A 12591-nucleotide genomic window follows, 5' to 3' on the forward strand; every position below is an offset into this window, starting at 1 on the left:
GCGACATTATGACACATTAGGGGGAGACCTAGATGTCAATATTGGCTGAAGCGGTGGCTGTCATACCGGCCATCTTCTCGGGCAGCACGTGGGATATGCGTCAAGCCTTTGATGCAAACGGCATGTGGCTGTTTTGTTTTGTTTTCACATTTGTGGGCGGGTATCTTGCGCATCTTTTGTACCATTACGTGCCGTTCATCGAACGCCATCTAGAGCGTACAACGTCGGTGGTCATGTATCTGATCATCGCAGGCATCATTTGCTGGGGTGTGATCGACCGGTTTGTCTTTTCGAACCAATGGTCGGGTTCCACAACCGTGCCCCCATTCCTGTTTATGGTGATGGCCTGGTTTGCCTGCTCATATAATGTGAAGCTTCGCACGCACCTGAGTTTCAGTGAGTTCCGTTCAAAAATGCCGCCCAGTGGGCAGATGGCAACGCTCACGCTGGATGCAGCCCTTTGGTTAGGCTTTTGCTGGATTGCGATTACGACTTCGCTTCGGTTTACAGCGCTTTCCGCTGATAACTTCCAGTTGGTGGATGGTGTCGATGACGTCATGAAGTGGTGGTTCTACATCACGGTGCCCATTGCGTTCACACTGATGGCTGGCCGTGTGATCGGCAATTGGATCGAGGATTGGAACAACTTCAAATCCGGTGATCAGATCATCAAGCAAGCTGTGATCGGGGGGACGTCTAATGGCCGATAGCACATGGATTACACTTATCTCATTGGGCGTGACGATCTTCTTCATGCTCGGTACACCCGTCCTGCTCGTCATCTTTTACTGGGTGATCGGCATCAGCTTTGTCATTGACCTGCCTTTGGCAAACACAGGCAACGAGCTGATTAACGTCTTTAGTAAAGGCTTTGCCTTGCTGGCGATGCCACTCTTCATTCTGACAGGGGACCTGATTAACCAGTCTGGTATTGCCCGACGATTATCAGATTTCGCATACTCGGTCCTTGGCTGGCTACGCGGCGGTCTGGCGATGGCATCCATTGCGGCCTGTGGCCTCTTTGCTGCGATCTCGGGGTCCAACTCGGCAACGACGGCGACCATTGGTTCGATGCTGCATCCTGAGATGGTGAAGGGTAACTATGATGAACGCTTCTCGGCGGCGACGGCTGCAGCGGGTGGTACAGTGGGTATCATTATCCCACCGTCCATTATCTTCATCGTTTACGGCTTTTTGCTGAACCTGCCGATCTCAGACCTGTTTGTCGCCGGTATCATTCCGGGTTCACTTATGGTTCTGGGTATGATGACGGCTGCTTTTATCATCTGTACCATTAACGGCTGGGGCGTTCTGATTGGCCTGTCGATTTCGCGGATGATCAAAACCGGCATTGGCGCGTGGTTGGGTTTCTTTGCGATTGGTCTGGTGCTTTGGGGCATCTACACCGGTCGTTTCTCCCCAACTGAAGCTGCGGGTGTGACCGTTGGTTTCTGTGTGTTGGTTGGTTTGGTGTCCTACCCGCTGAACAAGGTTATGGGGAGTTCTTCTGATCTTCCCGTCGAACAGAAGAGCTATGGCTCAATGTTCGTTGTCGAAGGCTTCACCGTTCCACAAATCCCATCCATTGTGTCACGGTCTGCCCAGATCTCGGGCATCTTGGTGCCTTTGATCGCGGTGTCGGTTGCGATGCAGCAAGTGATGTCATCACTGGGTGCGAAGGACTTTATTGGTGACTTCGTAACCGGTATGGGCGGCTATTATGCGGTGCTGTTCACCTCAATGGCGATTGTGTTTATCACCGGGATGATCCTTGAATCCCTGCCGGTAACCATCATCCTTGCGCCTATTCTGGCCCCCATCGCAGCATCGGTCGGTATTGATCCGATCCACTTTGCGGTGATCTTCCTTGTGGGGGCGTCCATCGGCTTTGTGACACCGCCCTACGGGTTGAACCTCTATGTGGCATCGGGCGTGACGGGTGTGCCGTACTTTAGGCTGCTGCGGTACATCCTGCCATATCTGGCGGCGTTGATCAGCGTCTGGTTCTTTGTGGCACTTGTGCCTGAGACCGCTCTGGCTATCTTGCCTGACAGATAAGACGGATTGGTTAGCAATATGAAAGACGAGGACACCGGTCAAATTCCGACGAACCTGCGGCTCTTGCTGCTGCTGGAGGAAGTCGCGAAGGTCGGTGTCCCGGTGACCCCTTCGGTGGTGAATGAAACCCTGGGCCTGCCCAAGCCAACCATTCACCGCCTTTTCGCCACGGCAGAGGCCGAAGGCTTCCTGCAACGCGATATCGATGGCCGGTCTTACAGCCCCGGCCGTCGCATGCGCCTTCTATCAATCAATACATTGTCGTCGGAACGGGTGCGTACCGTTCGGTTGGCGGTTCTCAAATCTTTGGCGGTGAAGGTTGGCGAGACCTGCAACCTTGCCATCCCGGAACGTGAAGGGATGTTTTACCTTGATCGGGTCGAGACGCATTGGCCCCTGCGTATTCAACTGCCGGTCGGCACACAGGTGCCGTTTCATTGCACGGCGAGCGGCAAGATGTATCTGTCGACCCTGCGCCCCGACTACCTTGATCGATTCTTGAAAAATCACAGTCTGGACAAGCAGACCGACCATACGATCACCAGCCCGGCGAAGCTGCAAGAAGAATTGATCAAAACGCGAGATCGTGGCTATTCGACGGACAACGAAGAATTCATGCCCGGCATGACGGCCATTGCCGTACCGATCCTTGATAACAGAGGGCGGCTGCTCTCCACCCTGTCGATCCACGCACCGGAACAGCGCTTAGGCATTTGCCTGATCTGGTCGAATATCTGGAGCCTTTGCGCGAAGCAGCAGACGAATTGGCCGCGATCGCCGGGCGCTAAATCTGCGTTGTATGTGACGCGGTCACAATCCCGATCCCACCAACGAGGATCAGGCTGAGTGCCCAGACGACGTCCAGATTGAACCACGTCCGTGACAGGAATTTCAGTCCAAGCCAGAAATACATGCCCGCCGCCAATGCCCCGCCTGCGAGGGTCATGGCCGCTGTGTGAACACCTGCTACGATAAAGGCCATGCCGACATTGCTGGCCATCAGGCTTTCGGCAGCTTGGTGGCCTTCGTCCAAGCTCTCAGGTGCGCAGATCCCGAGGAAGATTGGAACCAACAACAACCCGGCACCATGTGCCATTGCGGCAAGAAAAGACCAAAGTGCCAGCCGTGATGGTGGGACGCGTGCGAGAAACCTTGGGTGTTTGCGGTTGATCAGCAGATAGACGCCAAGTGCGATCACCAGCAACCCAGCCCCCAACCGGATTTGCCCTTCCCAATACACCAAAGTCACCATCAGTGAGAACGGTAGCAGGATCGCGCACATTGCCAAAAAGTGCCCTCCCGCCAGCGCGAATAGCGCGCCCGGCAGGGCGGATGTTTTGCGTTCCATCAATGCGGCCGACACGGCCAAAGGCCACCCCATCCCCGGGTTCAGACCGTGATAAAGGCCTGAGACGATGACGGCCCACCAAAGGGCCGTCACTGTTGTGAGTTCAAACAAGGATCAGACCGAGGGGTAGCAGAAACTGTCGGTTGAACAGTCGCCGCCTTCAAGCCTGATCTGGTGGCTGCGATAGCCATCAGGGAAATCAACCCAGAAGTCCTTGTTCAGTGTCAGGCCGCCATCTTTGCCAACGTCAGCGCAAACCATCGCCGCACCGCGTTCACCGGGGTAGAACTGGTCGTCCCATGTGGAGTAGAGCGAATTGGTCCAATAGACGCGTTTCCCATCGCGGCTGATCTCGACCATCTGCGGACCGTATCCAAAGTCCTTGCCGTTGGGGTGTTTAGTCTTCTTGACGATCCCACCAAGGTCAACCTTTCCCGCAAGCACCGGGTTCATCGGGTCTGACACATCGTACTGATGCATCTCGCCCAAGCCCCAGCAGGCGACATAGAGGAAACGATCATCAAGGCTGAGGTCGATGTCTGTGACCAAAGGTGGACAGGCCCCAAAACCTTTCAGCAATTCCGGCAGATCATCGGCATCAGCAGGCACCGGATCAATCGTGATCGTCTTCTTGGCCTCGAACGTGCCGTCCTCTTTGCGCCACCACGTGAAGATCGCGCCTTGCAAGTTGGTCGTATCGACCACCACACCGCAGAACCCGTACTCTTTGGCCGGATCATGGGCAGGGCGAATTTCCAAGGCCATCTGATGGTTTTCACCCAGATCAATGCTTTGGATGTTCTTGCGCGCGCGCAGGTCCCAGAAGTGGATCGTGTGGCCGTATTTGTTGGACAACAAATCCTCTGGCACGATGCCATTCTCAAACTGCGGTGGCAGACCCCATTCAGAACTGACCATGTAGTCGCGCGGCAGGTTCCACCAGAAATCATAGTGCTTGTCCTGAATGCCGCGGTCCATTTCATAGCGGCCAAGGATTTCAAACGTCTCGCAATCCATGATAAAGATCCCCGGAGGGCCGTCTGTGCCATCCTCACCGCCGCCACCAAGGGTCGAGACATAGATGCCTTCGGGACCACAGTGGATGGTGTGGGGGCGGGAATAGCCGGTCTTCTCAAACAGCTCTTCTGGTTCGATGATTTTGTGAATCTTGGCTTTCAGCGGCTCTTTCACATCAATGATGTAAATGCGGCTGGACCGGATGCCGGGGATGATCAGATAGCGGCGTTCGAGGAAGGCATGACCTGTGAGGGGTGACAACGCGGACGAACAGGCGTTCCAGCCAAAATGGTGAAACTCATCGCCAAGGTTGGGCATAAACAGGCTGTGCACGATCTTGCCATAGGTGTCCGACGTGGGGTCAACATCAACCACGGCAAGCCCGTCCGGCTGGCTGCCGTCCGGGCTGAGCATAAGCGTAAAAGCCACCGTCTCAGCCGGGGCTTCCATCGCGATTTTCGCTGTGGGGTAAAATGTTGGATCAGGTCTTAGGTTCATTCTTCGTCCTCCCAGTTAAAGAAAATATGCCAATTCAGGCTTATTGGGCCCGCAGGCCGGACGCTAAAAGCGCTGGCGTCAAATGTCTTACAATTGATCTGAGTATGGGATCATGAGGGCTGATTGAGTCAAGAAAAACTGTTGGCGCCGCTGGACACCGGGCTGCGTCAGTATTACCCGTTGGTCACCTGTCTCAATTCAGGTCATAGTGGCGGAAGCCAATTTTTACCGGGGAACTGACAAATGACGCTCGCCGTACCGAAGCTGCGTTCATGCGCAGACTGTCCAATTCGCTACAACGCCGTGTGCTCAAAATGTGAAACCGACGAGTTGGAGCAACTTGAAGAGATCAAGTACTATCGGACGTATTCGGCGGGGCAGACGATCTTTTTCGGTGGCGACCCGTTGGAGTTCGTGGGGTCAGTCGTGTCCGGCGTTGCAAGCCTGACCCGCACGTTGCCAGATGGCCGGATCCAGATGGTGGGTCTTTTGTTGCCGGGCGATTTTGCTTAGGCAGGCCCAATCGTGAAACGATTGATTGCGATGTGGTTGCAGAGACAGATGTGATGTTGTGCTGCTTCCGTCGCAAACCTTTCGAAACACTTATCGAAGATACACCGCATGTCGGACAACGCCTGCTTGAAATGACGTTGGACGAATTGGACGCGGCACGCGAGTGGATGTTGGTGCTGGGGCGCAAAACGGCGCGCGAAAAGATCGCCTCACTGCTGCACATGATCGCGGTACGGATGGCCTCTTTGAAGCCAGGTGAGACGGCCGAGGTGAGCTTTACGCTGCCGATTACGCGTGAAACGATGGCGAATTATCTTGGGCTGACCATCGAGACCGTCAGCCGCCAGATGTCTGCGTTGAAGAAAGAAGGGTTCATTGCCTTTGATGACCGGCGTGATATTCGCGTACCCGATCTTGAGGCGCTGAAAGCGGAGACCGGCGAGTACGGGTTCTAGTGGAACAGTAGCTTCTCAAATTGGACGTTTGGGTCAAGCTTGTTTTTAGAGATAGCCGAAGTCCCACGGTTTTCGTGTTCCCAGCAGGTCTGCAAGGGGTACCGGGAGCAATAAACCCAAATCTTGATGAAGATAGGGTCAGGACCCATTGAGTCCAGACCCTAGGCAAAAGATCTGCTCAGCAGGCCTTGAATGCAACAATATCAACAGAAAGAAGCAGGGACGAATTCTACACCTGAACTACGTGGATCAGGGGTCTGGGTGACCTGTGTTTCAATAAGTGGTTATCCAGCATATTCAGTCGGTAGACGCGGAGCTTGCAACTGGGCCGCATTCATTGAATGCACTACCATAAGCACTATTTCGGTATATCCATTGTTGATTGGGCGTAAGGTTTGCATCTCCGGTCTTTGCCTCAACTACATGAAGCGTTCTGTTTTGCGGACAATGTACCAGGATGTAGTGCATTGCTAGGAACGGAAGTAGAAAACTCCTTGATCCACAGATCTTATTAAGTACATTTTGTCGAATATTTAGGATATTATAGATGAATAGATTTATGTACGCAGTCACTGTACCGCTTTGTGTTTTTATTAACCTGTCGGCTTGTGGGCGACCTATGACTGATGGGGAAACACTCTATGCTCAAAGCATTTTGACCAGAGATATCGCTTTGGACACGGCACGTTTTTCAGGCAGCGATAACCTCAGGTTCCGCCGCGCCATTCGGCAACTACGCGAAGAAGGCGAGATTGAAACGCTGAGCCGTGACCTCAGTGAGGGTAGTTTCGAAAAAGATAAATCACTGCTGGCCTCTGCCTTGCCCGAGCTATTTGGTGCACCCGCCATGGCTGTTGGCAACACCGTATTTTTCAATCGAGATAGATATGTAGATGACTTTTCAACCACAGCCTATCGCGATGATCTTTGGCTAATGGCGCATGAACTGGTTCATGTTTGGCAATGGCAAAACAGGGATGAGGTGGGATACTCGTTTTCAAAAATCGTTTCCGAACATTTGAATTATGGTGACGCAGTCTATTATTACCAACTCGAAACCGGCAAAGCCTTCACCGACTATCGTTTTGAGCAACAGGGAGCAATTGTTGAGTGCTATGCGCAATTGCTCGAGACACAGCCCAACGCTGCCACTACTAAGCAACACGCTAGATTGGTAGAACAAGTCTTCCCGGACCAAATGCTAGCCGAATTGGAAATGGCCGCGCAATCTGGCCAGATCTGCGCAAGATCCGATGATCGTCGAAAGCCCTGCACTTAACAAACCCAACCCGTCTGAGATATGAAATGAGTACTATTTTCCGCGTTTTAACCTGTGTTTTGGCCGTCGCCTTTGCGTCCTCGGTCTGGGCAGACGGTTCGCCTATTCGATGGGATGACTTCGTGATCTCAGAGACGGAGGCCGTACTCGAACAGAATCTGTTTACACCGATCAGTCGCCGCGCAGCTGATTTTACCGAAATCCGCAGCACACAGACGGCCTACACTGTTGGTGTAGGCGAAGTGATTTACATCCCTGTTTGGAATGAAACAGCCGAGGGTGCACAGATCGGGATGAGCTGGCGGTTGGAAAACAAGGCACCGGATGTAGTTTCAAGCGTGATGGTTGAACGCTTACGTCCAACACATAGATCTAATCAAACAACACTGGGCTTCGCCAAAGATTCCACAGCCCCGTTCTATACGACTCCAGCGATCAAGTCATAGGCTGTGAAGAGCGCCACGGGGTATCCGCGTCGGATTTCGTCCGGGACAATATAGTTTTAGAAAACGAACCAACCGCTTTTATCTGCATTCAAGGCCAGTCTATTGGTGAGACGACCTTATTGGTCGGCGAACGTGCCTCGATCATCAATCGTCAGCAGTTTTACGAGCTAACCGGCACCGGGCCAAATTTCAGCATCGACAATTCCTACGTAAACCCTAACCTATCCCTGGAACTCAAAATCAATGTTGTGGCGAACCGAACCCGTTCAGCAGATGCTTTGGCCTATGCCCCGTTCGTGATCGCAAATACGATCCCTAGCACCCTAATCGTGCGGCCTATCAATGCCTCTTTTGACAGCATCCCCTGTCAAGATTTGAAGGTCGATGTCGATGTCGGCACCAGCTTACAATTAACCCCTGTAGGATCTACTGATTGCACCTACCAACTGGAGGATGTCAGAGCACCGAACAAGTTATTCCCGCCTTATTTTGACAATGCGGACATCAATGTACGTGTTGAGCAGGAGATTGAGGTCACTTCTGGATCTGATGACGCTAAAATCATCCGAACCGCAACCTCTTTTGCTCATATTATTCCAATTGTGGACAACGGCTCCAGTTTGACAGCCTGGGCACGTTTAGCCTGCCCAACAGTCCTTTTTCCCGGGGCACGTTTCGGGTGCCAACTGCGACTGGCAGACACCACAGGGTCACCGCCCTCTGACGCCGATTTGACGCTCAACTTGGCATCTCTGCTTAGCAGCTGGCGCTTATAGCTATGTCGGCTCACCCCCGGGCAAACCGTTTATTGTCTGCTTTGAAGTGAACGACGCTGCAAACGATCTGTCGACCTTCGCGGTTTCAGGCGTGACGACACCGGGCTTCCGCTTTCGATCTCAGCAGATTTGGTTGGATGCTCGCACTGAAGGGATGATCAGCATTCCTTATGCGCAGGACTGCTGAAACGCGAGTTGACCAAATCTATTGTCTGAAAAACGCCATACCTCAATCGATTTGGGAAACTGGTGCGCGAGATTCTGTAAAATGACTGAACTGAGCATTCGGACTGGGGGCGTATTGGCACCAACGTGACACCCGTTTCGTGCTCCAGTTTGCGGCAAAGTTCGTCCCGAAAAAGGAGACAAACAGAATGAAGAGATCAAGGTCTAACGAAGAGCATGTCATCGCGATCTTGAAGTAGCAGGAGAGCGGTGCGGTGACAGCGGATGTATGTCGCGAACAATCCACTAAACTGACGGTGCGGTGCGGCCCGTCAGAGCCAACCTTCGCCGCGCACGCAAGCATGGAGATGAGCAAGGTATTGGGCTTTGCTGCCATTCGAATTCTTTGACCTACATCCGCCTTATGCCTTTCGCGACCGCAGCGAAAAGCACCAAGGGCGGAAACCAGTCATTCGCCGTAGGTCCAAACCATCCAGCCAAACTTGACGATGCTCCTCTAGTTAAACATCCTTCCAACTCCACTGGCATTGATACAATTGATACAAAGCGCGACATGTGTTGGATCACTTGGGATGATCTACCGAAGCATGGCAATCAACGCAGAGGCAGAGGAGGATCATTTGGCGCAAAAGTCTACCTCGACGCAAGCATACACCTTAGGCGGTGCGGGAGGTGTTGAGCCGAACCTACGTGAGGTCGTTGATGTCTTGGGCCAAGGCATTCTAGTTGTCGATGGCGACCTATGCTTCTTGATGGCCAACAGCAGTTATTGGAAATTGGTGTTTCCTCCAGAACACCCGAAGGCCGACAGGGGCACCCCGTTTGTTGAACTGCTGCGGCAGATTTACAACGGCGAGCAGCTTGCACTGCCTGAAGGCACTGCATTTGATGCCTTCGCGGATGATGCGATCGCGTGGTTAAGAGATTGCGGTCCCAACCGATCCTACACATTGCGGGATGGGCGCGTTGCCTCGCTCAAAGTGGTCAGGACCGAGCAAGGCGGTTATCTGATCTTGATCACGGATGTGACAGCTGAGCAGGACGTGGATCTGCGTGCACGCGACATGCTGATGGAGAGCTTCCAGTCACTTGATACAGGCATGGTACTTTGCGACAGTGACATGCGTTTCGTGTTTGCCAACGACGCATGGTACAAGATGCACTTCGACGGCAGCGATGTTGCGCCGCCCCTGGCTGGCGAAAATGCGTTGGAGAGCCTGATCAAACTAATGAAGTCCGGGTACTATGCGGTTCCTGAAGGGATGACGGGCGATGAATTTGTTGTCTGGCTGATGGGAGAGATGTCGCAGTTTGGCAAACAGGTTCCATATCGGCTTGCAGATGGTCGACATATGGTGGGCTCATCCCACCAAACATCTTTTGGTGGCGCACTTTTGATTGTACGCGACGTGACGGACATCAAGGAAAGCGAACAACGCGCGCTGGACGTGCTCGAAGATGGCCTTCAGGCGCTCAATAATGGCATTGCCATTTACGATGAGAACGCCCGTTTCGTCTTTGGCAATGATAAGCTCAGCGAAATCTGGTATCAGAACATGGAACCTATGCGTCCTGGTGAGCACCTCAAAGACGCAGCGCGGCGTTGTGTCGACGAGGGTGCTTTCGACCTGCCCGAGGGTGTGACAGCAGAAGAGTTTGCGCAAGAAGTCTACAACGCATCAACCACTTACCAGAAGAATGTGGTGATGTCCGTTAACGGGCGGACAATCTCGGGCAATTCGCACCGCACAAAACTCGGTGGATACATGATCGAATTTTACGATGTGACTGAGCAGTTAAAGGCCGAACGCGAGTTGGCCGAGATGCGAGAGATTGCCCATCAGAACGAGAAACTTTCTGCCTTAGGCGAACTTCTGGCTGGCGTCGCGCACGAGTTGAACAACCCGCTATCGGTCGTCTTTGGGTACTCGCAAATGCTGCAGGGCAAGATTGATGATCCTGTTCTTGCAGAGCGTGTGGATTTCATATGCCAATCGGCAGAACGCGCGGCCAAGATTGTGAAAACGTTTCTGGCCATGGCACGCCAGCGGCCAACAAAGATCGAAAACTGCTCGATCAATGAGGTCGTCAACACAGCGCTTGAGGTCTCAAGCTATAGCTTAAAAAGTAACGGTACCGTGGTCATAACCGAATTCGATGAAGATGCGCCCATGGTAGCGGGCGACTTTGATCAATTGGCACAGGTGTTTTCAAATCTGATCATCAATGCTGGCCATGCTGTGCAGGACAAACGCGAGGCAGGCGAGATCCACGTGCGTAGCTTTTTTGACACCCGCAAGAACGAAACTGTCGTTGAGGTGCGCGACAACGGACCCGGTATCCCACGCGATCTTCAACGCCGGATATTCGAGCCATTTTTTACAACCAAGGAAGTTGGCGAGGGCACAGGCGTCGGTCTGGCGTTCAGCCACCGCATCGTTCAGAGCCACGATGGTTTGCTAGATTTGCACTCGACCCTTGGCGAAGGAACAAGTTTCTTCGTGCGCCTGTCAGCTGCAACCAAAGATGCGTTTAAGGATCAGAACGTGCTACCGCACACACCTGTGCGCGGCGTCAGGCGCTTGCTGGTTGTGGATGATGAGGTCGGAGTGGCCCGCCTCATCCGCGATGTTCTAAGCGAAGACGGATTTGACGTTACCACCACCACTAGCCCACGCGAGGCTTTGCGTTTGGCGAAAGACCAAAGCTTTGATGTCATCCTGAGCGACTATAAGATGCCGGATATGGATGGTCAGGCCTTTTACAATGCCATGCGTCAGGTCGCACCGGCCGCTGCTGATCGCATCGGTTTTGTCACCGGTGACGCGATGAGCCAGAATGTCGCCGACTTTCTGAACAAAAGCGGCCGTCCGCACATCGAAAAGCCTATCATTAAGCATGAATTGATGACGCTTCTACGCCGGGCAACCGATCGCAAAGAGTCTTAAGATGGAGGCGCAATCAATCCTGATCTGCGATGACGAACCCGCGCTGCGTCGGATGCTTAAGGACCATCTGGGAGAATGCGGGTACGCAGTACAAGAGGCGGCAAATGCTGCGGAGCTCTTCACCAGTTTGGACGGCGAAATACCCGATCTTGTCATCCTCGATGTCCGTATGCCAGGGATGGACGGGCTGACTGCCTTGCGCGATCTGCGACAGCGTTCGCAAGTCCCTGTCATGATGCTGACAGCGGCTGGCGATGTTGTGGACAAAGTGCTGGGGCTTGAACTGGGGGCCGATGATTATCTGGTCAAACCTGTCGATCTGCGCGAGTTGCAAGCGCGGGTCAAAGCTGCTCTGCGTCGCAGTGACATTCAGGTGGCGCAGCAAGACGAAGCCCAACGTCTTTCTGGTACAGTTCCCTTTGGCGGCTGTCAGCTTGATCTGGAAGCGGCGCGGCTTTTTGGGCCCACAGGCAGCGAAATAGCCGTGACAGCGATGGAGTTCAGCCTTTTGCGTGTGTTTGTCGAGAATAAAGGGCGCATCCTGAACCGCGACCAGCTTCTGGAACAGGCGCATGACCGCGGATGGGAGCCGTTTGACAGATCGATCGACCTGCGCATATCGCGTATTCGCAGAAAGATCGAACCCAATCCTAGCAAGCCAGAAGTTATCAGAACGGTGCGCGGTATTGGATATGTCTTTGGCTGACGCCTGCAGTTGACCCCACTGATACGTCGCGCCTAGCCTTCGATACAATTGAGACATTCCGCAACACCAGCAAGACATGCTGGGGCATCAAACATCTCTGCGAGCGAGCGCAAATGTGGTCGCATTTATACGGAGAGAGAGATGAAAAAGTACGATTTTACCAAAGCAGTTGCGCAAGCGCTGATCCTGACAACACTGGGCACAGTCGCTGCCGCGGACGACTGGGTCCAGTCGTTTGAGGTAAAACACGCATCTATTGATGCAGAGCCCATCGTCGTGCGTGCGAATACCAACGGCTACACCTCGACCACAACAACATCGAAAGTCTTTGCGATTTCAACTGCTTAAGCGCTGCTGAGCA

The 12591-nt window shown here is 53.3% G+C and carries 10 protein-coding genes and 2 pseudogenes; 10 read left to right on the forward strand and 2 right to left on the reverse strand.

The features are described from left to right. Window positions 1-32 precede the first annotated feature (32 nt). The 3 genes and pseudogenes from QTO30_RS10800 (at window position 33) to QTO30_RS10810 (ending at window position 2846) form a co-directional block, all read left to right on the forward strand. Window positions 33-710: a TRAP transporter small permease gene (locus tag QTO30_RS10800; RefSeq protein ID WP_340424147.1), complete on the forward strand. Its 678-nt coding sequence runs from the start codon at window positions 33-35 to the stop codon at window positions 708-710. Beyond that, the gene (locus tag QTO30_RS10805) at window positions 700-2058 is read left to right on the forward strand and encodes a TRAP transporter large permease (RefSeq protein ID WP_340424148.1); all 1359 of its coding nucleotides are present in this window, start codon (window positions 700-702) and stop codon (window positions 2056-2058) included. The genes QTO30_RS10800 and QTO30_RS10805 overlap by 11 nt, the downstream gene beginning before the upstream one ends. Before the next feature lie 18 nt (window positions 2059-2076). After that, window positions 2077-2846, forward strand: a pseudogene (locus tag QTO30_RS10810) (IclR family transcriptional regulator). On the opposite strand, the gene QTO30_RS10815 reads toward QTO30_RS10810, so the two are convergent. Next, window positions 2843-3517, reverse strand: a complete 675-nt coding sequence (locus tag QTO30_RS10815; protein WP_340424149.1) for a hypothetical protein — start codon at window positions 3515-3517, stop codon at window positions 2843-2845. The pseudogene QTO30_RS10810 and the gene QTO30_RS10815 sit on opposite strands and share 4 nt — an antisense overlap. Window positions 3518-3520: 3 nt before the next feature. Beyond that, window positions 3521-4921 carry a selenium-binding protein SBP56-related protein gene (locus QTO30_RS10820; RefSeq protein WP_340424150.1) on the reverse strand — a complete coding sequence of 467 codons (1401 nt, stop codon included), beginning with the start codon at window positions 4919-4921 and terminating at the stop codon, window positions 3521-3523. Window positions 4922-5164: 243 nt separating this feature from the next. Here QTO30_RS10820 and fnrL point away from each other — a divergent pair. The 7 genes and pseudogenes from fnrL (at window position 5165) to QTO30_RS10855 (ending at window position 12578) form a co-directional block, all read left to right on the forward strand. Next, window positions 5165-5889, forward strand: a pseudogene (gene fnrL, locus QTO30_RS10825) (transcriptional regulator FnrL). Between the two features lie 547 nt (window positions 5890-6436). Beyond that, window positions 6437-7168: an eCIS core domain-containing protein gene (locus QTO30_RS10830; protein WP_340424151.1), complete on the forward strand. Its 732-nt coding sequence runs from the start codon at window positions 6437-6439 to the stop codon at window positions 7166-7168. Between the two features lie 26 nt (window positions 7169-7194). Beyond that, window positions 7195-7614, forward strand: a complete 420-nt coding sequence (locus tag QTO30_RS10835; protein ID WP_340424152.1) for a hypothetical protein — start codon at window positions 7195-7197, stop codon at window positions 7612-7614. A 119-nt stretch (window positions 7615-7733) separates the two neighbouring features. Next, window positions 7734-8390, forward strand: a complete 657-nt coding sequence (locus QTO30_RS10840) for a hypothetical protein (protein WP_340424153.1) — start codon at window positions 7734-7736, stop codon at window positions 8388-8390. A 758-nt stretch (window positions 8391-9148) separates the two neighbouring features. After that, complete coding sequence (locus tag QTO30_RS10845) at window positions 9149-11524, forward strand: PAS-domain containing protein (RefSeq protein ID WP_340424154.1); 2376 nt, start codon at window positions 9149-9151, stop codon at window positions 11522-11524. Between the two features lies 1 nt (window position 11525). After that, a complete protein-coding gene (locus tag QTO30_RS10850) occupies window positions 11526-12230 on the forward strand; it encodes a response regulator transcription factor (RefSeq protein WP_340424155.1) in 705 nt (234 codons plus the stop codon). Window positions 12231-12371: 141 nt separating this feature from the next. Continuing rightward, window positions 12372-12578 carry a hypothetical protein gene (locus QTO30_RS10855; RefSeq protein ID WP_340424156.1) on the forward strand — a complete coding sequence of 69 codons (207 nt, stop codon included), beginning with the start codon at window positions 12372-12374 and terminating at the stop codon, window positions 12576-12578. Window positions 12579-12591: the final 13 nt, after the last annotated feature.

Origin of the sequence: Yoonia sp. GPGPB17, from assembly GCF_037892195.1 — a bacterium.
Classification (GTDB): Bacteria; Pseudomonadota; Alphaproteobacteria; order Rhodobacterales; family Rhodobacteraceae; genus Yoonia.